The organism is Diaphorobacter ruginosibacter (genome assembly GCF_014395975.1).
Taxonomy (GTDB): domain Bacteria; phylum Pseudomonadota; class Gammaproteobacteria; order Burkholderiales; family Burkholderiaceae_C; genus Diaphorobacter_A; species Diaphorobacter_A ruginosibacter.
In genome coordinates this window covers 2,824,705-2,844,558 of sequence record NZ_CP060714.1, presented here as the reverse complement: position 1 = coordinate 2,844,558, position 19,854 = coordinate 2,824,705, and the positions used below count along the sequence as shown (strand labels likewise).

Genomic DNA, 19,854 nt, shown 5'->3' with positions numbered 1-19,854 from the left:
GTAGGCAGCCGTTTCCAGGGTAAACGTGCATATTGATTGGAATAAATCGAATATCGATATGACGAAATAAATGAATATGTGCGCCAGTTTGCACTCGGGGTGAAAACTATTTTCCGAACTGGCAAATGCATACAGGGCCGAATCATTGAACAGCTTTTCCTTGCACAAAATACCCTGTTCGGAAATGTGTATTTTGTTTGACTATGCAAAGGCGTGAATGCTTTTTGCGGCGGGAGACCGACGGCCGGCAGGTGACTCAATTCTTTGCGCCCGCTGGCCGCTGGTGGAGGCAGGGGGCCGTGCCGAAGATGGGCGAAACCATGCAAAGCGACCTGAGCGCTGGGGATAATGCGGAGCATGAGCAGCAGCAATCGCGAAACGATGCCCAGGCTACGCTTTCCCCGCTACGACGTGGTCGATGCGTTGCGAGGCACGGCCATGGTCTGGATGACCGTCTTTCATTTTTGCTTCGACCTGTCCTACATGGGCTGGTGGAAGCAGGACTTTCTTTCCGACCCGTTCTGGACCCTGCAGCGGGTGGGCATCGTGAGCCTCTTCCTGTTCTGCGCGGGGCTCGGGCAATCGATCGCATATGTGCAGGGCCAGAGCTGGAGCCGGTTCGGCCGACGCTGGCTGCAGATCGCGCTGGCGGCGGCACTGGTGTCCCTGGGGTCCTGGTGGATGTTTCCCAGGAGCTATATCCACTTCGGCGTGCTGCACGGGATTGCCGTGATGCTGGTGGTCGTGCGCCTGACGGCAGGCTGGGGCCGCTGGCTCTGGCCGGCAGGAGCGCTGGCGCTCGCCATGCCGTGGCTGGCTCAGTGGTGGCTCTCCGGGGGCGGTGCCGCGTGGGCGGACGCGATGAACGGCAGGGCGTTGAACTGGCTTGGCCTGGTCACGCGCAAGCCGTTCACGGAAGACTATGTGCCAGTGTTTCCATGGCTGGGCGTGATGTGGTGGGGCATGGCGAGCGGACGCTGGCTGCAGGCGCGCCACGCGCACCGACTGGGTTGCGCACTGCCCGCGCCGGGCAGGGCGCTGGCCTGGCTGGGGCGGTGGAGCCTGAGCTACTACCTGTTGCACCAGCCCGTCATGCTAGGCATCCTGGGCGCGCTGGCATGGTGGCTGAAAGCGTAGGGGATAGGTTCTTTGTGGAATACCAGGGTGGATGGGCTCATCTGACGAACTGGTTTGCGGCGCTTGGGTTGAGCGTTTTCGTTTTGAGGTGCTGATATGGCCCCTCATACTTTGTTGCAAAGGCTTGCCGTACCAAAGTACTGTCTACGCCTTTGCGTCGCATCTGAGGGGCCATCTCAGCATTGGGGTGGGCAGTTTCATAGCGGGCGCGCGCTGCGCAGGCGGCTGTTTGGAAAACCTTGTGCTCAATCCCGGTGGTTTGTGATGAACTCCAAAGAGAGTTCGTATCTCATGGGGCTTGGAAATAAAAAATGGCCCGACATATGTCGAGCCATTTTTTTCGATTGGTAGTGATTTCCGTGGCGGAAATTACTGGATCTTGGCCTTGGAGCGCAGTTCTTCCTGGAACTTGGCCAGCTTCTGCTGCTGCAGTTGCTGTGCGATCTGGGGCTTCACTTCTTCCAGTTTGGGCAGTTGCGCATCACGCACGTCGTCGACGCGGATGATGTGGTAGCCGAACTGGCTCTTGACCGGCACGTGGGTCATTTCGCCCTTCTTCAGCTTGACCATGGCTTCGGTGAACTCGGCCACGTAGTTGCTGGGGCTGGCCCAGTCCAGGTCGCCACCGCGTGCGCCGGATCCGGGGTCCTTGGACTCCTTCTTGGCCAACTCTTCGAACTTGGCACCCTTCTCGATCTGCGAGATCAGGGCCTTGGCCTGGTCTTCGGTTTCCACCAGGATGTGGCTGGCCTTGTATTCCTTGCCGGAATTGGACGCCACGAACTTGTCGTACTCGGCCTGGATGTCTGCGTCGGTGACGGGGTTCTTCTTCTGGTAGTCGGCGAACAGCTCGCGGATCAGGATGGTCTGGCGGGCCAGTTCCATCTGGGCCTTGTAGTCGGCAGAGCCTTCCAGGCCGCGCTTCTTGGCTTCCTGCATGAAGATTTCGCGGGCGATGACTTCTTCCTTGATCTGGCCTTCGACCTCGGGAGTGATGGGGCGGCCCGACTTTTCCACCTGTTGCTTCAGGGCTTCGGCACGTTCCTTGGGAACCGGCTTGCCGTTGACGATCGCGAGGTTCTGTGCGGAAACGGGCAGAACCACGGCACCCAGCAGCGCGGCGGCCACGAGGCCGGACATGAGCTTTTTCTTCATTGGAAATCCAAAAAAAGGAGATTGTTTTGCAGAACTCTCATTCTGCGGCCGGCTTGAGCCGGCATGTTTCAGAGAATTTCAATGGCAATGGCATGCGCGCCGTTGTCGATGAAAACCTGCAGCGAATCATACACAAGCCGATGCCTGGCGACTCTGGACTTTCCTTCGAACCGGGGCGACGCGATGCGCACACGGAAATGGGTGCCGAAGCCGGTGCCGTTCGCACCGACGTGGCCTGCATGCAGGCCGCTTTCATCGATCACCTCCAGTTGGGTCGGAGACAATTCGCGTGCAAGAAGTTCCTGCATGTTCTCGGCGGTGACGGCCATCATTGCTTGGCATCCTCCACCTTGGCTGTTTCGTCTTCCGTGACATGGCGGCTCAGGTAGATCGCCTGGGCGATGACAAACACGATCATCAGGCCCATGCCGCCGAACAGCTTGAAGTTCACCCAGGTATCGGTGTCGAAGTTGAAGGCCACCCACAGGTTGAGCGCGCCCATCACGGCGAAGAAGCCTGTCCAGCCCCAGTTGAGGTTTTTCCACACGGGCTCGGGCAGCTGGATCTGCGAGCCCATCAGGCTGCGGATGAAGTTCTTCTTGAAGAACAGTTGGCCGATCAGCAGCACGGCACCCATCACCCAGTACAGCACGGTGGGCTTCCACTTGATGAAGTCCTCGTTGTGGGCCAGCAGCGTTGCCCCGCCGAACACGACAATGATGGCAAGGCTCACCCACTGCATGGGTTCGGTCTTGCCGGTCTTCACCCGCATGTAGGCCAGTTGCACCACCGTGGCCGCGATGGCGACGCCGGTGGCCACGTAGATTCCCCAGACCTTGTAGGCAACAAAGAAAAGAATGATGGGGAAGAAGTCGAGTAGCAGTTTCATGAAGCCGTCATTCCTTGGGGTCGAAGTCCAGCGACGCTGAATTCATGCAGTAGCGCAGGCCCGTGGGCGCAGGGCCGTCCGGGAACACATGGCCGAGATGCGCGCCGCATTGCGCGCATACCGTTTCCACGCGGACCATGCCGTGGCTGTGGTCCTCGATCTCTCGGATCGAGCCGGGAATGGCTTCGGAAAAGCTCGGCCAGCCGCAGCCCGCGTCGAACTTGGTGTTCGAGTCGAACAGCTTGGCTCCGCAGCAGATGCAGTGGTAGCTGCCGTCGGCCCAGAAGGCTTCGTACTTGCCGGTGAACGGCCGCTCGGTGGCTGCGTGCCGCGTGACATCAAAGGCGCGCGGCTCGGCGCCCTTGTCGCGCAGTGTCTGCAGCCATTCGGCGTCGGATTTTTCGATCGGAAAGGTCATGAGGAGCAACTGATGGAGATGTGGGACGCCCAGTCGGGCGGAAAGTCCGCGAGGCTGTCGTGTCCCGGGTGTTCATCAAAGGGCGTTGTCAGGATGTCCTGAAGTGTATTCACAAGAGAGAAATCCCCTTGCGACGCCGCGCGTATCGCCATCTCTCCCAGGTGATTGCGCAGCACGAAGCGGGGATTGACCCTCAGCATCGCCTTGCAGGCCGCGGGATCGGCGTGCTGCGCGAGCAGCTCGCGGTAGCGATCGAGCCAGGAGTCGGCCAGCTCGCGCTGCAGGAACAGATCGCGCACCGGCGCAAACTGCGCAGAGGGCGCCTCGGAGCCTGTCGCATTCGCCGCATGCGACAGGCGGCGCCAGAAGATGGTGTAGTCGACGGCGTCCTGTGCCATCAGGTCGAACAGCGACTGGAGCACCTGCACGAAGGCTTCGCTTTCGGCCGCCCGGGACGGCAACCCCATCTTCGCGGCCATGCGCAGCTTGAACTCGCGGGCGAACGCCGGGGGATAGCTTTCCAGGGCCGCGCGGGCGGTTTCTTCCTTGCCGATCAGCGGCAGCAGCGCCTGGGCAAGGCACAGCAGGTTCCAGTAGGCCACGCTCGGCTGCTGGTCGAAGGCATAGCGGCCCCGGTTGTCGCTGTGATTGCAGATGTGGCCGGGCACATAGGCATCGAGGAACTGGAATGGACCGTAGTCGATCGTCAGGCCCAGGATGCTCATGTTGTCGGTGTTCATCACGCCGTGGCAGAAACCGACCGCCTGCCACTGTGCCAGCAGGGCGGCCGTGCGTTCGCTCACCGCGTGCAGCAACTGCGCGTAGGCATTGCCCTCGAAGGCCTCGCCGCTGCGGCATTCCGGGTAGAAACGGTCGATCACATGGTCGGCCAGCTTGCGCAGGGATGCCTCGTCGCCGCGCGCGGAAAAATGCTCGAAATGCCCGAAGCGGATGAAGCTGGGCGCCACGCGCGCCACGACGGCGGCGGTTTCGGGCTGCTCGCGATACACCGCGTCGGGCGAGCCGATCAGTGCCATGGCACGGGTGGTCGGAATGCCCAGGCCATGCATCGCTTCGCTGCAGAGATACTCGCGGATGGATGAACGCAGCACGGCGCGCCCGTCGCCCATGCGGGAATAGGGCGTACGACCGCTGCCCTTGAGCTGGATTTCCTGGCCGCCCCGCGTTTCGCCGAGCAGGATCGCCCGGCCGTCACCCAACTGGCCGGCCCAGACTCCGAACTGGTGTCCGCTGTAAACGGTGGCGACCGGCTGCGTGCCCTCGGCCACGGTGCTGCCGCTCAGGATGACCAGCGCTTCCTCGCTCTGCAGCCATTGCGGATCGATGCCTGCCAGTCGGGCCACATCCGCGTTGCGCGCAATCCAGTGCGGCTGCGACAGCGGGGTGGGGCGCAGCGCCGTGAAGAAGGCCGGGCCGAGCTGCGCAAGGCCGGGAAGCTTCAGCCAGCCTGGCGTGCCGTCCGTGGGCGATTCGAGAGGTCGTGGGGTGGTCTCTGTTTCCTGGAGCATGGCTCCATTGTCCGCCTGAGACGATGACCTGTCGGCCTCAAGGCCATCGCTCGCCCATGCAATGGCCCTCTGGAGCCCTGGGAAAGGCTGCCACCAGCTTTTATGTTGCAGTGCACAACGAATGCTGCGCCGAAGGTGACAGCAAAACGTCAGTTCAACCACCATTCATCGCTACGATGTGGGCCGATGATGGCGTCCGGGCCGGGGGATTGGCCCTTTCTATCCCCCTGTCTCCTGACGCATCCCGCTGGGGAACCTCTGCAGAACCCTCGCCAATCGGTTGGGCGCGGATCGGGATGAGCCGCAAGGCGTCTTTTGAAGGCAATAGCCGTAGCTATTGACGAAAAAGACAACGCCGCGGATCGCCCGAGGCCGCGTTCAGACGATGGCAGGGAGTTTTGCAGAGGTTCCCTGGTTACCAATGAATGTGAAGATGAAGGAGCCAATAAGCATGCTGGGCCTGATGCAAAACCAACCCCTGCTGATCTCGTCCCTGATCCGGTTCGCGGAACGGCATCACGGGGATGCAGAAATCGTTTCGCGTCGCGTGGAGGGGGATCTCCACCGCTACACCTACCGGGATCTGGCACGCCGTGCGCGCCAGGTGGCCAAGGCGCTCGACGCCATGAAGGTCGCCGCCAGCGACCGTGTGGCCTCGCTGGCCTGGAACGGCTATCGCCACATGGAGCTGTACTACGGGGTGAGCGGTTCCGAACGCGTGCTGCATACCATCAATCCCCGCCTGCACCCGGAACAGATCGCCTGGATCGTGAACCATGCGGAGGATCAGGTGCTGTGCTTCGACACGACCTTCCTGCCGATCATCCAGGCCGTCCACGACAAATGCCCGACGGTGCGCAAGTGGATCGCCCTGTGCGATGCGGACAGGCTTCCGGCCGACACCGGCATCCCGAACCTGGAGAGCTACGAGGCCTGGATCGGCGCGCAGGGCGACGACTACGACTGGCCCGATTTCGACGAGAACACGGCGTCGAGCCTGTGCTACACGAGCGGCACCACGGGCAACCCCAAGGGCGCGCTGTACAGCCATCGCTCGACGGTCCTGCACGCATTCGCGGCCGCGCTGCCTGATGTGATGAACATCTCGGCGCGCGACGCGATCCTGCCGGTCGTGCCGATGTTCCATGTGAACGCCTGGGGCACGCCGTACACGGCGGCGCTGGCCGGCGCCAAGGTGGTGTTCCCGGGGCCGGCGCTCGATGGCAAGTCGATCTACGAGCTGATCGAGGCCGAAGGCGTGACCATGGCCGCGGGCGTTCCCACGGTCTGGCAGATGCTGCTCAACCATGTCTCCGCCAACGGGCTGAAGTTCCACTCGCTCAACCGCACCATCATCGGGGGATCGGCCTGCCCGCCGGCCATGATCGATGCGTTCCAGGACCAGTATGGCGTGACCGTGCTGCATGCCTGGGGCATGACCGAAATGAGCCCGCTCGGCTCGCTCTCCACGCTCAAGAACAAGCACCTGGGCCTGCCGCGCGACGAGCAGATGAAGCTGCTGCAGAAGCAGGGGCGTGCGTTCCACGGCGTCGACCTGAAGATCGTCAATGCCGAAGGCCAGGAGCAACCCTGGGACGGCAAGAGCTACGGCGACCTGATGGCGCGCGGCCACTGGGTGCTGCACAGCTACTACAAGGGCAGCAGCCCGCTGGTCGAGGACGAGCGGGGGCACGGCTGGTTCCCCACGGGGGACGTGGCCACCATCGATCCCGATGGCTTCATGCAGATCACGGACCGCACCAAGGACGTGATCAAGTCCGGCGGTGAGTGGATCAGCTCCATCGACATCGAGAACATCGCGATGGCGCATCCGGCCGTGGCCATGGCCGCGTGCATCGGCATGCCGCACCCCAAGTGGGACGAGCGTCCCATCATCGCCGTGGCGAAGAAGCCGGGCGCCGAGCTCACCCGCGAGGAACTGCTCAAGTTCTATGAAGGCAAGACGGCCAAGTGGCAGATTCCCGATGACGTGGTGTTCGTCGATGCGATTCCGCTCGGGGCCACGGGCAAGATGCTCAAGACCAAGCTGCGCGAGGACCTGAAGGACTACAAGCTGCCGGGACTGTGACGGCAGGGGCCCGGTTTTTTGGTGCTTCACGGAATACCGGGGGCATATGGGTCGCGTGACGAATGGGTGCGCGGCGCTTGGGGTGAGAGTCTTCGTTTGGAGGTGCTGATATGGCCCCTCATACTTTGTTGCAAAGGCTTGCCGTACCAAAGTACTGTCTTCGCCTTTGCGTCGCGTCTCTAGGGCCATCTCAGCATTGGGGTGGACAGTTCAAAGCGGGCGCGCGCTGCTTAGGCTGTCGTTTGGAAAACCTCGCGCTCATCCCGACAATGCGTGATGAACCTTTTTTTCCGGGTGCGGCGCGCGCCGCGTCTTCATGGAGAGCTCCTGTTTCGAGCACGCACCTCTCATCTCATTTCCTGCCTGTCGATTTCCGTCCGTGATGTCTGCCCATGAGTCCTGAATACCTTGCGATCTCGCTATTGAACGGCATCAGCTACGGCCTGCTGCTGTTCATGCTGAGCTCGGGGCTCACGCTGATCTTCAGCATGATGGGGGTGCTCAACTTCGCGCATGCCAGTTTCTACATGCTGGGTGCCTACCTCGGCTGGACGCTGTCGGGCCACATCGGTTTCTGGCCCGCGCTGGTGGCGGCCCCGCTGCTCGTGGGGCTGCTGGGCGCATTGTTCGAGCGGTTCGTGCTGCGCAGGGTGCATGCCTTCGGGCATGTGGCGGAGCTGCTGGTGACCTTCGGGCTGGCCTACCTGGTGCTCGAGGTGGTGCAACTGCTCTGGGGGCGTTCGGTGGTTCCCTATGCCCTGCCGCCATCGCTGCAGGGGGCATTGTTCGACCTGTACGGCGTGCAGTTCCCGCGCTCGCGCGCATTCATGATGCTGGTGGCCGTGCTGGTCATGCTGGCCCTGTGGTTCCTGTTCAAGCGTACCCGTGTCGGCTTTGTGATCCAGGCCGCGCTCACGCATCCGCACATGGTGCAGGCGCTGGGGCACAACGTGCCGCGCGTGTTCATGCTGGTGTTCGGGGCGGGCTGCGCGCTTGCAGGGCTGGCGGGCGTCATCGGCGGCAATACCTATGTGACCGAACCCGGCATGGCGGCATCGGTGGGGTCCATCGTCTTTGTCGTGGTGGTGGTGGGCGGACTGGGCTCGCTGGCCGGGGCGTTCATTGCGTCGCTGATGATCGGCGTGGTGCAGACCCTGGCCGTGGGCGTGAACCTGTCGGTTGCGCAACTGCTGGGGGCGCTCGGCGTGGCGCTCGATGCGCAGCGGGTCGGTGCTTCCGCGCTGCTGCAGCTCAGCGTGGCGCAAATCGCGCCGATCCTGCCATTCCTGCTGCTGGTGCTGATGCTGGCCGTCAGGCCGCGCGGCCTGCTCGGAACGCGCGAGGGCTGAGTGCCATGGCTCGCTTGACCGGCTCGACCAATGCGACGCGTGGATCGATCCCGCTGGGCTTTGTCGCCTTGGGCATCCTGCTTGCCGCGGCCCCGCTGGTCTTTGGCAGCAGCATGGCGCTCAGTGTGCTCTCGCAGATCGGCTGCGCCATCATCATCTGCCTGTCCTTCAACATCCTGTTCGGGCAGGGCGGCATGCTGAGCTTCGGCCATGCGGTCTATACCGGGCTGGGAGCGTTCGCAGCGGTGCATGCGATCCGGCTGGCCTCGCAGGGTGCGCCGGCCATTCCCCTGCCGTTCATGCCGCTGTTGGGCGGACTGGCCGGGGGGGCTGCCGCTGCGGTGCTGGGTTTCATCTGCACGCGCAGGGCGGGCACGACCTTCGCGATGATCACGCTCGGCATCGGGGAGCTGGCCGCCGCCGTCGCGCTGATGTTTCCCGGGGTGTTCGGCGGCGAGGGCGGCATCGGCATCGATCGCGTGTATGGATCGCCCTGGCTCGGGCTGACCTTCGGCCCGGCCCGGCAGGTGTACTACCTCATCGCCGCCTACTGCATGGCCTGTGCCGTGGCCATGTACCTCTTCACCGGAACGCCGCTGGGGCGCATGCTCAATGCGGTGCGCGACAACCCGGTACGCGCTGCATTCGTCGGCTACAACCCGCAGCGCGTGCGTCACCTGGCCTTCATGGTCTCCGGCTTCTTCGCGGGCGTGGGCGGCGCCCTCATGGCGATCCACCTGGAGATCGTCACCGGCGCCGACAGCCTGGGCATGGCGCGTTCGGGGGGTATCTGCTGTTCACGTTCCTGGGCGGTGCCGGCTATTTCTTCGGTCCCGTCATCGGCGCCGTGCTGATGGTGTGTTCCTCGATGCTGCTGTCGCATTACACGCAGGCATGGCTGCTCTACCTGGGACTGGCATTCGTGCTCATGGTGATGTTCGCCCCCGGCGGCGTTGCGGGCGGGATGGTTGCGCTGACGCAGGCCCTGCGCGAAGGCCGCATCCGGCGCCATGCGGGGCGTTACGTGGTGCAAGCCGTCGCTGCGGCGTTGATGCTGCTGGGCGGCAGTGCCCTGGTGGAGATGCTCTATCACCTGCAACTGGATGGCGACATCGACCCCACCCTGCGTTTCCTGTGGTTCACGCTGGATGTCGGCAGCACCGTTCATTGGATGGCCGCGGGCTTTCTGGTCCTGCTGGGCTGGGGTGTGCTGGCCATCTCACGCCGGGTGCCTGGGGAATCCTCATGAGCGGCGCAGCACCCTCCGGAGCGCCGGCACTCGAGCTGCGCAACCTGTGCAAGCGCTTTGGCCGCACCGAGATCCTGCGCGGCGTGACGCTGTCGGTGAACGCCGGCGAGCGCGTGGCCATCATCGGGCCCAACGGGGCCGGCAAGTCCACGCTCTTCAACCTGATCAGCGGCGGCATGGACCCAAGCGCTGGCGAGGTGCTGATGCATGGCGAGCGCATCGGCGGCAGGCGGCCGTTTGAAATCAATCGGCTGGGTCTGGCGCGCAGCTTCCAGGTCAGCAACCTGTTTTCCAACCTGAGCGTGTTCGAGAACCTGCGCTGCAGCGCTCTGTGGAGCACGGGATATCGCTACGCATTCTGGCGTCGCCTCACGCACGCTCGGGGCGCCAATGAGCGCACCGAAGACCTGCTGGCTCGGCTGGGGCTTGCGCACAGGCGCGATACGCTCGCATCGCAGCTGAGCTACGCGGAGCAGAGGGCGCTGGAGCTCGGCATCACGGTGGCCGGCGGCCCGCGCGTGGTGCTGCTTGACGAGCCCACGGCGGGCATGAGCCGCAGCGAGACAACGCATTTCACCGGGCTCATCCGGCAGTTGACCGAGGGCCGGACGCTACCCACGGTGGAGCACGACATGAGCGTGGTATTCAGCCTGGCCGACCGCATCGCCGTGCTTGCACAGGGCGAGTTGATCGCGTTCGGCACGCCGCAGGACATCCGCGCCCACCCCGCCGTGCAGCAGGCCTACCTCGGTGCACGGGACACCGCGCAGAAGACAGGAGCCCACTGAGATGCTGCACCTATCGGGCCTGCAGGCGTTCTATGGCAAGAGCCATGTGTTGCGTGGCGTGAGCCTTGACCTGGCCGAGGGCGAGATCGTGGCTTTGCTCGGTCGCAACGGATCGGGACGCTCGACGCTTGCCAAGGCCATCATGGGCATGGTGTCGTGGCAGGGTGTGATGCGCTGGCGTGGCCGCGACCTCGCGGGCCTGCAGACCTTCGAAATCGCCCGGGCCGGCATAGGCTACGTGCCCGAGAGCCGCGACGTGTTTCCCACGCTCACCGTCGAGCAGAACCTGCTGCTGGGCGAGAAGCCGGGCGGGCTTGAGGGGATGCGTGCCGGTGCGGATGCAGGCGGGCAGGGCCCGCGGTGGGCCTCAAGCGACATGTATGCGATGTTTCCCCAGTTGCATGCGCGCAGGCATGTCCCTGCGGGCGTGCTGTCGGGTGGCGAGCAGCAGATGCTGACGCTGTGCCGCACCCTGATGGGAGCGCCACGGTTCGTCATCGTCGATGAACCCACGGAGGGGCTCGCACCCATGGTCTGCGCGCAGATCGCGCGGCATCTTTCACTGCTGAAGGAGCGCGGCCTTGGTGTGCTGCTGATCGAGCAGAAACTCGACATGGCGCTCGACGTGGCCGATCGCGTGGTGCTGATGGGGCAGGGCGAGGTGCGCTTCGACGGCCCGCCCGCGCAATTCCTGCAAAGACCGGATCTACGCAGGGAATGGCTGGAGGTCTCGGACTCCGCCTGATGATCGTTGTAAGCTCCCGTCATCGCCCTCTTCAGGAGATGAATTCATGAGACAGCTTGCGATGATCCCTCGCGGCATGGCGGCCACCGGGGCACTGCTGCTCGCCCTTGCGGGCGGTGCACAGGCGGCGCTGAAGCCCGGGGACGCCGCGCCTTCCTTCGCCACCACGGCGGCCCTGGCGGGCAAGACATTCGGGTTCGACATGTCGGCCGCGCTCAAGAAGGGCCCCGTCGTCCTGTACTTCTTCCCGAAAGCCTTCACGCAGGGCTGCACCCTCGAGGCACACGCATTTGCCGAATCCACGCCGGAGTTCAACCGGCTGGGTGCATCGGTGGTGGGCATTTCCCACGACGACATCGACACACTCAGGAAGTTCTCGACCGAGGCCTGCCGCGACCAGTTCGCCGTGGCATCAGACCCGCAGGCTCAGACCATCCGCGCCTACGATGCATCGAGCGGCGCGCGGCCCGGCACGGCAAACCGCATCTCCTACGTCATCGGCCAGAACGGCAAGGTGGTGTACGTGCACGAGGGCATCGATCCCATGGAACATGTGACGGGAACCCTGGAGGCCGTCAGGCAGATGAAGGGGGCAGGGCGCTGAGGAATTCCTTGCCGACCGCCTGCCGCGTATTGCAGTACGGAGGTGGAGTAGGGGGAGCTACAACTTGGCGTCGGCTTCAGCGGGCAGGCATGCGCAGTGCCTGCACCGTGGCATGCTTGCGCACCGGGCTGGACAGCACCAGCGATGTGGTCACCGACCCGTGCACGGCCAGCGCATCGACCACGCGTTCCAGGTCAGCGGGATCCGCGATGGCGCAGCGCACGATGAAGCAGTCCTGTCCGGTCACGCGGTCGGCCTCCAGCACTTCGGGCATGGCCTCGAACAGCTGCAGATAGGGGGCGATGCCCGCATGATTGGTTTCGATGCGGATGATGGCGGCCAGGCCCACGCCGACCTTGCGCAGGTTGACTCGCGCGCCATAGCCTTCGATCACGCCGGCATCTTCCAGCTTGCGCACGCGCTCGCTCATCGCGGGCTGCGACAGGCCGATGCGTTTGCCTAGTGCCGCCAGGCTCTGCCGCGCGTCGATCTGCAATGCTTCAAGGATCAGCCAGTCTTTCTTGTCGAGTCGCATGGTTCGAGGAGATGAAGGAGATGCGGCACCCGGGGTGCCGGTTACCGATGGATCATCGATTTGCGGGCCGCGTTTCCGATGCATTGCGCTGTCCGAACGGTGCTCGCCTGCCTATCGTACAAGCCTCACACCACTTCAGGGAAAAATGCCATGCAACTCATCGGAATGCTCGACTCGCCCTATGTTCGTCGCGTGGCGATCTCGCTGCGCCTGCTGGGGCTGCCGTTCGAGCACCGCGCGCTTTCCGTCTTCGGCGCCTTCGAGGAGTTCAGCCGGATCAACCCCGTCGTGAAGGCCCCGACGCTGGTCGCGGATGACGGAACGGTGCTGATGGATTCGACGCTGATCCTGCAATGGGCCGAGCCGTTGGCATCACGCAGCCTCACGCCCGTTTCGGCGCCCGAGCGTTTGCGTGATCTGCGATGGACGGGACTGGCCCTCGCGGCATGCGAGAAAACCGTGCAGATCGTCTACGAATACCAATTGCGCCCGGAGGAGCGGCGCCACCAGCCATGGCTGGATCGGGTGGCCCGCCAGCTGGACGCCGCGTATGCGGCGCTGGAAGCAGACATCGCGCGGCCCCCCGCAGTGGTGGACGAAACCCGGATGACGCACGGGCTGATCGCGACAGCGGTGGCCTGGGACTTCACGCGGCTGATGCTGCCGGGCCGCGTGGATGCGTCGAAACATCCCCACATTGCAAGGCTCTCCGATGCGGCCGAGCAGTTGGAGGCTTTCCGCGCCTTTCCTTCTGCCGTCTGACCTTCACCACGCGCCGGGACGCCGGGCACCACGTCCGGCATCCCGGCATCCGGTATTCTTGCCGTGCTTGTCTCAAAGTAGACAAACTTCGGACAGGCTCCCCGCTAGACTTTCAGAAATTCGGACGATCGTTCGTTTTTCAGTCCAGTCTCATTCCAAACTGAGGAGCAACCGCAATGACGGCAGAGTACCAAGTCCACGGCGACGTGGCGGTGATCACCCTGAACAATCCACCCGTGAACGGGTTGGGTCTGGAGACCCGGCAGGGCATCGTGGATGCGCTGAGCAGGGCGGAGGATGACGCGGGCATCAAGGCCGTGATCATCACGGGTGCCGGCAAGGCGTTCTCGGGCGGTGCCGACATCAAGGAATTCGGCACGCCCAAGTCGCTGCAGGACCCCAATCTGCATTCCGTGATCCGTGCCCTCGAGAATTTCAGCAAGCCGGTGGTGGCCGCGATCCATACCGTCTGCATGGGGGGCGGGCTGGAGCTGGCGCTGGGCTGCCACTACCGCGTGGCGGCTCCCGGCTGCACCGTGGCGCTGCCCGAGGTGAAGCTGGGCCTGCTGCCGGGTGCGGGCGGCACGCAGCGCCTGCCGCGCGTGATCGGCGTGGAGCCTGCCACCAACATGATCGCCACGGGCGAGGCCGTCCCCAGCGAGATGCTGGCCATGATCCCTGGCCAGAAGCTGTTCGACAAGCTGGCCGCTTCGGTGGAGTCGCTGCCGGCAGAAGCCCTGGAGTTCGCGCGCAAGGTGGCCGATGTGCGTCCACTGCCGCTGGTGCGCAACCTGCCTTGCAAGCATCCGCAGGGCGAGGCGTATTTCCAGTTCGCACGCAACATGGTCAAGGGCATGGCGAAGAATTTCCCTGCTCCTGCCAAGTGCGTGGATGCGGTGGAGGCCGCCACGAAGTCGCGCAATTTCGAAGACGGCCTGACGACCGAGCGCGATCTGTTCCTCAATCTCATGATGACGCCGGAGTCGCGTTCGCTGCGGCATCTGTTCTTCGCTGAGCGCGCGGCATCGAAGATTCCCGACGTGCCGTCCGATACGCCGAAGCGCGACGTCAGGAAGGTGGGCGTGATCGGCGCGGGCACGATGGGTGGCGGCATCGCCATGAACTTCCTGAACGCGGGCATCCCCGTGACGATGCTTGAAATGAAGCAGGAGGCCCTGGAGCGCGGCGTCGGCATCATGCGCAAGAACTACGAAGCGCAGATCAAGAAGGGCAAGCTCAAGCAGGACAAGTACGAGGCGCGCATGGCGCTGTTGTCCACCACGCTGTCCTACGACGACCTCAAGGACTGCGACCTGATCATCGAGGCCGTGTTCGAGGACCTCGGCGTGAAGGAGCAGGTGTTCAGCAAGCTCGACGAAGTGGCAAAGAGCGGCGCGATCCTCGCCTCCAACACCTCGACGCTGGACGTGGACAAGATTGCCGCATTCACCAAGCGTCCGCAGGACGTGGTGGGCATGCACTTCTTCAGCCCGGCCAACGTGATGAAGCTGCTTGAAGTGGTGCGCGGCGCGAAGACCGCCAAGGACGTGCTCGCCACGGTGATGGCGCTGGCCAAGAAGATCAAGAAGACGGCCGTGGTGTCGGGCGTGTGCGACGGCTTCATCGGCAACCGCATGATCGAGCGCTACAGCCAGCAGGCCGGGTTCCTGCTCGACGAGGGCGCGACGCCGCAGCAGGTGGACAAGGCCATCGAGAAGTTCGGCTTCCCGATGGGCCCGTTCCGCATGATCGACATGGCGGGCAACGACATCGGCTGGGCGATCCGCAAGCGCCGCTATGTCGAGCAGCCGGACATCAAGTACAGCAAGACCGCCGACCTGCTGTGCGAGATGGGCCGCTTCGGCCAGAAGACCAGCGCGGGCTGGTATGACTACGAGGCCGGCAAGCGCGATGCCAAGCCGAGCGCGGTGGTCGCCAAGATGATCGAGGACTACCGCCAGCAGCAGGGCATCACGCCGCGCAAGATCTCCGACGACGAGATCGTGCAACGCCTGATCTTCTCGCTGGTGAACGAAGGCGCGAAGATCCTGGAGGAGGGCATTGCATCCAAGTCGGGTGACATCGACATGGTCTACCTCACCGGCTATGGGTTCCCGGTGTGGCGCGGAGGCCCGATGCACTACGCGGGCGAGGTGGGGCTGTTCAACGTGCTCCAGGCGATGAAGCGCTTCGCGCGCAATCCGCTGGACGACGCCAAGGCCTGGAAGCCGGCCAAGCTCATCGAGACGCTGGCCGCCGAAGGCAAGACGTTCGAGTGATCCCCCTACAGAACAGAATACAAGGAATATCGCAATGACCTCCGCAGTGATTGTCTCCACCGCCCGCACGCCGCTTGCCAAGAGCTGGAAGGGCTCCTTCAACATGACCCACGGCGCGACGCTGGGCGGCCACGCCGTGCAGCAGGCCGTGCTGCGCGCCGGTATCGAGGGCGCAGACGTCGATGACGTGCTCATGGGCTGCGCCAACCCCGAGGGTGCGACCGGCATGAACATTGCGCGCCAGATCGCGCTCAAGGCCGGCCTGCCGATCACCACGTCGGGCATGACCATCAACCGCTTCTGCTCCTCGGGCCTGCAGACCATCGCCACGGCGGCGCAGCGCATCATCGCGGGCGAGGGTGATGTGTATGTGGCCGGCGGCGTGGAAAGCATCTCGTGCGTGCAGCAGGAAATGAACCTGCACATGATCAAGGACCTCGCGCTGGAGAAGCAGAAGCCCGAGATCTACTGGAGCATGCTGCAGACGGCAGAACAGGTGGCCAAGCGCTACCACATCGGCCGCGATGCCATGGATGAATACGGCGCAGCGAGCCAGCAGCGGGCCTGTGCCGCCCAGGCCGCAGGACTCTTCAAGGACGAGATCGCGCCGATCACCGTGACGGCCGGCGTGGTGGACAAGACCCTTGGCCTGATCACCAAGGAAGTGACCGTGAGCGCGGACGAAGGCCTGCGCGAAGGCACGACCAAGGAAGGCATCAGCGGCATCAAGCCAGCGCTGCCCGGTGGCGTGATCTCGGCCGGCAATGCCAGCCAGTTCTCCGACGGCGCGGGCGCCTGTGTGGTGGTGAGCGAGGGCTATGCCAGCAGCCACGATCTCAAGCCGCTGGGCCGTTTCCTCGGTTTCGCTGTGGCCGGATGCGAGCCTGACGAGATGGGCATCGGCCCGGTGTTTGCCGTGCCCAAGGTGCTCAAGAAGCTGGGCCTCACCGTGCAGGACATCGATCTGTGGGAGCTCAATGAGGCCTTTGCGGTGCAGGTGCTGTACTGCCGCGACAAGCTGGGCATTCCAGCGGACCGCCTCAACGTCAATGGCGGCGCGATCGCGCTGGGCCACCCCTATGGCGTGAGCGGCCAGCGCCTGACTGGTCATGCCCTCATCGAAGGCAAGCGTCGCGGCGCCAAGCGCGTGTGCGTGACCATGTGCATCGGTGGTGGCATGGGAGCCGCAGGCGTATTCGAAGTGTTCTGAGTCTGACTCCACCAGGACACAGGGGCCCGCACCTCGGACAGAGGGCGGGCCCTTGGTGTTTTGGAACACGCTCTTAGAGAGTGGCGTCCAGGAACCTGGCCATGGCGTCCTCCACGCTGCATTCGGCGGGCTGGCCGCCACAGCGGTCGGCCGCAGCGGTGCGCGGATAGAAGTGCCCGGCATCCTTCACCACCCAATGCTCGTGGCGGATGCCCAGGTCATTCATGCATGTCGTCAGATCGGGCATGTTCCGGATGATGTAGTCCAGATCCCGCGAGCCGTTGACCAGCAGCACCGGCGGTGCCGAGTTGCCTGTCAGCCCGTGGGCGCGCAGGTCCCGGACGTCGATGTAGCCCGAGAGCGAGATCACCGCCGCGACCCGCGCCTTCTCTCCGAAGGCGGCGTTCAACGCCGTGCGCGCCCCGGCGGAAAAGCCGCCCGCGGCCACGCGACGGGGATCGATGTTCCACTCGCCGGCCTTGGCATGCAGGAAGGCAATCGCATCGCGCATGTCGTCACTGGCGGCCTCGATGCCGGCCCAGAGCATGGCGGGCGTTGCGGGAGGCAGGCCCATCACCTTGCGTACGTAGGAGACCCGGGATGTGGGAATGTCCTGGGGACGCCTCACCACGGGCGTATCGCCCGGTGACGGGTCTTCGGGCACGAGCCGGTAGTCGATGGATGCCGCTACATAACCTCTTTGCGCAAAGCGGTTGCAATACTCGGCCACGGATGTGTTCTTCCCTTCGGCCTCGAAACTGTCGTCCTCCTTGCAGCCGCGATGAAAGGCACCGCCGAATGCCATCACGATGGCGGGGCGGGGGGATGACGACGGGCCGTGCGGCAGGTAGACATCCATGGCCAGCGTGCGCCGCGCGGGCGCGGGCGAGCTCCAGCCCACGATCGCGCTGCCATAGGGAATGCCACGCAGAATGGTCACGCCACCCCTGTTGCGGCCTGTGTTGCTGCCGAGGTCTGCCTGCGAAGAAGCGGCGGGATTCATGTATTGCATGTGCGGACTCAATCCAGCGAGATGTTGGCGCTTCTGGCGACTTCGCCCCAGATGCGCACTTCGTCGTTGAAGGCCGCCTGCCACTGCTCGGCCGTGGGTGGTGGATCGACGAGCAATGCGCCGCCATCGAGCACGGCCTTCGTCATGTCGGGGAGCTTCATCGCACGGTTCGCGGCCTGGTTGATGCGCGCCGTGGTGGCCGGGTCCATCTTCGCGGGACCGAAGATGGCATACCAGCCCACGGTATCGAAGGCGATCCCTGCCTGCGCGAGGGTCGGCACATCGGGCAGGGCCGCGGTGCGCTGCGGCCCGGTGATGGCGAGTGCGCGCAGCCGGCCGGCGCGAATCAGAGGCGTCATCGACACCACATCCATGATGGCGATATCGAGCTGGCCCGACAGCAGGTCGGGCAGCGCCGCCTGGCCGCCCTTGTACGGAACGTGGGTCATGTGGAAATTGCCGAGCCGCTGGATCTGCGAGCCCACCAGATGCGGCGGCGCACCGGTTCCGAACGTGCCGTAGCTGATGGCGTCCGGCTTGCGCCGGGCGGCCTCCATCAGGTCGGCCATGCTCTTGAGCGGGGAGTCGGCGCGCGTCACGACGAGCAGGGGAACGGAAGCCACCTTGGCAATCGCGGTGAAGTCCTTCACGGGATGGAAGCTCAGTCCCTTGAACACGGCCGGCGCGATGGCGAACGGCGCTGCCGTGAGCATCAGCGTGCATCCGTCGGGCGCGGCATGGGCCACGTTTTCCGCTCCGATGTTGCCGCTGGCTCCCGCACGGTTGTCCACGACGACAGGCTGCTTGAGGTCCTGGCGCAGGTGCTCGGCCAGACGGCGCGCGATGATGTCCGTGCCGCCGCCGGCCGGGAAGGGAACGACGAGGCGCACCGGCCTGTCGGGCGTGCACGTGGCTTGTGCTTGGGAGGGCATGGCCACCAGGGCGAGCATCGCGCCCGCGGCTGTGGTGAAAATTGCTCTGACCAGGTGAAACGGCATGACTCACTCCTGAGGGACTGCAGTGCTTGCCATCGTGATGCATTTATCCATAATGATCTATGGCTAAATCTCTCTGAAAGCATGGATTTTTGCTATGAATGAGAAATTCGCACTGAGCCTGTGGCGCCTGAGGCTGCGGCATCTGGAGGTGCTGCTCGCGATCGAGCGCTGCGGCAGCCTCACGGGGGCCGCGGAAGCGTTGCGGAGCACGCAGCCCGCGGTGTCGCAGTGGCTTGCGGAAATCGAGTCGGCGCTGGGTGTTCAGCTGTTCACACGCGGGCGGCAGATTCGTCCCACCGCCTTTCTTCCCCCGGTACTGCGGCACGCACGGCGCATGCTGGCCGACTCGCACGAACTCGAGAGCGAGCTGCTCGCCGTGGCCGCGGGAGCCGTGGGCACCGTGCGCCTGGGGGTGATGCTGGTGGCGGCAGTCGAGCTTGTTCCCCGGGCCATCGTGCAGTTGCAGTCGCGGCCCGGCTATCCGCAACTGCGTGTCGTCGAGGACATTGCCGCCGGGCTCTGGCAACGATTCGAGCGCAATGAGCTGGACATCATCGTCGGCAGGCTCGACGAGCGTGCGTACCGGTCCGGCCTGCGGCAGGAGACGCTGTTCGACGACGTCCATGCCATCGTGGTGCGGCCTGGGCATCCGCTGGCACGCAGGCGCAGCGTGACGTGGTGCGACCTGCACGATTACCCGTGGGTGCTGCCGCCTCCCGATACGGCGCTGCGCCGTGCGATCGATGCGAGCTTTCTCGACAACGGCATGACGCTGCCACGCGTGTGGCTGGAATCCGCCTCGACGACGGTGACCGAGGAGGTCCTGCGGCTGACCGACTGCATCGGCGTGCAGTCGGGGGCGGCAGCGCGCCGCAACCAGCAGCAGCGCTTGCTCGCGAGGCTGTCGCCGCAGCTGAGTTCCAACGTCGGCCCGGTGGGCATGGTGTGGGATACGCGTGAGCCGAGCCAGGCCATGGACATGGTGCTGGATGCCCTGCGTTCCGCGCCGCATTCACGAGCCAGCCCGTGACGCCAAGGCGACCATGGAGGCTCGCACGCGCGGCGACAACTCGGTATTCTTCGTGAGCACTTTTGTCCTCCCTTCT

The 19,854-nt window shown here is 64.4% G+C and carries 20 protein-coding genes; 12 read left to right on the top strand and 8 right to left on the bottom strand.

Features of this window, described 5'->3' with window-relative positions; genetic code table 11:
* Positions 1-357: 357 nt before the first annotated feature.
* Positions 358-1,137: a heparan-alpha-glucosaminide N-acetyltransferase gene (locus H9K76_RS12830; RefSeq protein WP_187595816.1), complete on the top strand. Its 780-nt coding sequence runs from the start codon at positions 358-360 to the stop codon at positions 1,135-1,137.
* A gap of 369 nt (positions 1,138-1,506) precedes the next feature.
* Here H9K76_RS12830 and H9K76_RS12825 read toward each other — a convergent pair whose 3' ends face one another.
* The 5 genes from H9K76_RS12825 to H9K76_RS12805 all read right to left on the bottom strand — a co-directional run bounded on the left by H9K76_RS12825 (position 1,507) and on the right by H9K76_RS12805 (position 5,128).
* Positions 1,507-2,292 carry a peptidylprolyl isomerase gene (locus tag H9K76_RS12825; protein ID WP_187595815.1) on the bottom strand — a complete coding sequence of 262 codons (786 nt, stop codon included), beginning with the start codon at positions 2,290-2,292 and terminating at the stop codon, positions 1,507-1,509.
* Between the two features lie 68 nt (positions 2,293-2,360).
* Entirely contained in the window at positions 2,361-2,621 is a 261-nt protein-coding gene (locus tag H9K76_RS12820; protein ID WP_187595814.1) for a BolA family protein, read from the bottom strand.
* Positions 2,621-3,181, bottom strand: a complete 561-nt coding sequence (locus H9K76_RS12815) for a septation protein A (RefSeq protein WP_187595813.1) — start codon at positions 3,179-3,181, stop codon at positions 2,621-2,623. Before H9K76_RS12815 ends, H9K76_RS12820 begins: the two co-directional genes overlap by 1 nt.
* 7 nt (positions 3,182-3,188) lie before the next feature.
* Positions 3,189-3,599: a peptide-methionine (R)-S-oxide reductase MsrB gene (msrB, locus tag H9K76_RS12810; protein WP_187595812.1), complete on the bottom strand. Its 411-nt coding sequence runs from the start codon at positions 3,597-3,599 to the stop codon at positions 3,189-3,191.
* Positions 3,596-5,128, bottom strand: coding sequence for a protein adenylyltransferase SelO (locus H9K76_RS12805; protein ID WP_187595811.1), 1,533 nt, complete (start codon positions 5,126-5,128; stop codon positions 3,596-3,598). Before H9K76_RS12805 ends, msrB begins: the two co-directional genes overlap by 4 nt.
* 451 nt (positions 5,129-5,579) lie before the next feature.
* On the opposite strand from H9K76_RS12805, the gene H9K76_RS12800 reads away from it, so the two are divergent.
* From H9K76_RS12800 to H9K76_RS12775, 7 genes are all read left to right on the top strand, one after another.
* Positions 5,580-7,217 carry a 3-(methylthio)propionyl-CoA ligase gene (locus H9K76_RS12800; protein WP_187600625.1) on the top strand — a complete coding sequence of 546 codons (1,638 nt, stop codon included), beginning with the start codon at positions 5,580-5,582 and terminating at the stop codon, positions 7,215-7,217.
* 392 nt (positions 7,218-7,609) lie between these two features.
* A complete protein-coding gene (locus H9K76_RS12795; protein WP_187595810.1) occupies positions 7,610-8,566 on the top strand; it encodes a branched-chain amino acid ABC transporter permease in 957 nt (318 codons plus the stop codon).
* Between the two features lie 5 nt (positions 8,567-8,571).
* Entirely contained in the window at positions 8,572-9,420 is an 849-nt protein-coding gene (locus H9K76_RS12790; protein WP_425489581.1) for a branched-chain amino acid ABC transporter permease, read from the top strand.
* A gap of 14 nt (positions 9,421-9,434) precedes the next feature.
* Positions 9,435-9,815 carry a hypothetical protein gene (locus H9K76_RS23675; RefSeq protein WP_425489579.1) on the top strand — a complete coding sequence of 127 codons (381 nt, stop codon included), beginning with the start codon at positions 9,435-9,437 and terminating at the stop codon, positions 9,813-9,815.
* A complete protein-coding gene (locus H9K76_RS12785; protein WP_187595809.1) occupies positions 9,812-10,603 on the top strand; it encodes an ABC transporter ATP-binding protein in 792 nt (263 codons plus the stop codon). Before H9K76_RS23675 ends, H9K76_RS12785 begins: the two co-directional genes overlap by 4 nt.
* A gap of 1 nt (position 10,604) precedes the next feature.
* Positions 10,605-11,348, top strand: a complete 744-nt coding sequence (locus tag H9K76_RS12780) for an ABC transporter ATP-binding protein (RefSeq protein ID WP_187595808.1) — start codon at positions 10,605-10,607, stop codon at positions 11,346-11,348.
* Positions 11,349-11,394: 46 nt separating this feature from the next.
* Entirely contained in the window at positions 11,395-11,952 is a 558-nt protein-coding gene (locus tag H9K76_RS12775; RefSeq protein WP_246474997.1) for a peroxiredoxin, read from the top strand.
* A 76-nt stretch (positions 11,953-12,028) separates the two neighbouring features.
* Here the strand turns inward: H9K76_RS12775 and H9K76_RS12770 are convergent, their stop codons facing one another.
* A complete protein-coding gene (locus H9K76_RS12770) occupies positions 12,029-12,487 on the bottom strand; it encodes an Lrp/AsnC family transcriptional regulator (protein ID WP_187595807.1) in 459 nt (152 codons plus the stop codon).
* Positions 12,488-12,637: 150 nt separating this feature from the next.
* On the opposite strand from H9K76_RS12770, the gene H9K76_RS12765 reads away from it, so the two are divergent.
* The 3 genes from H9K76_RS12765 (at position 12,638) to H9K76_RS12755 (ending at position 16,738) form a co-directional block, all read left to right on the top strand.
* The gene (locus tag H9K76_RS12765) at positions 12,638-13,249 is read left to right on the top strand and encodes a glutathione S-transferase (RefSeq protein ID WP_187595806.1); all 612 of its coding nucleotides are present in this window, start codon (positions 12,638-12,640) and stop codon (positions 13,247-13,249) included.
* A gap of 176 nt (positions 13,250-13,425) precedes the next feature.
* Positions 13,426-15,528: a 3-hydroxyacyl-CoA dehydrogenase NAD-binding domain-containing protein gene (locus tag H9K76_RS12760; RefSeq protein ID WP_187595805.1), complete on the top strand. Its 2,103-nt coding sequence runs from the start codon at positions 13,426-13,428 to the stop codon at positions 15,526-15,528.
* Positions 15,529-15,562: 34 nt separating this feature from the next.
* Positions 15,563-16,738, top strand: a complete 1,176-nt coding sequence (locus H9K76_RS12755; RefSeq protein WP_187595804.1) for an acetyl-CoA C-acyltransferase — start codon at positions 15,563-15,565, stop codon at positions 16,736-16,738.
* Positions 16,739-16,811: 73 nt separating this feature from the next.
* Here H9K76_RS12755 and H9K76_RS12750 read toward each other — a convergent pair whose 3' ends face one another.
* Both H9K76_RS12750 and H9K76_RS12745 read right to left on the bottom strand, forming a co-directional pair.
* A complete protein-coding gene (locus tag H9K76_RS12750) occupies positions 16,812-17,750 on the bottom strand; it encodes an alpha/beta hydrolase (RefSeq protein WP_187595803.1) in 939 nt (312 codons plus the stop codon).
* An 8-nt stretch (positions 17,751-17,758) separates the two neighbouring features.
* Positions 17,759-18,748, bottom strand: a complete 990-nt coding sequence (locus tag H9K76_RS12745; protein WP_246474995.1) for a Bug family tripartite tricarboxylate transporter substrate binding protein — start codon at positions 18,746-18,748, stop codon at positions 17,759-17,761.
* 94 nt (positions 18,749-18,842) lie between these two features.
* On the opposite strand from H9K76_RS12745, the gene H9K76_RS12740 reads away from it, so the two are divergent.
* Complete coding sequence (locus tag H9K76_RS12740) at positions 18,843-19,778, top strand: LysR substrate-binding domain-containing protein (RefSeq protein WP_187595802.1); 936 nt, start codon at positions 18,843-18,845, stop codon at positions 19,776-19,778.
* The last annotated feature ends 76 nt before the right edge of the window (positions 19,779-19,854 follow it).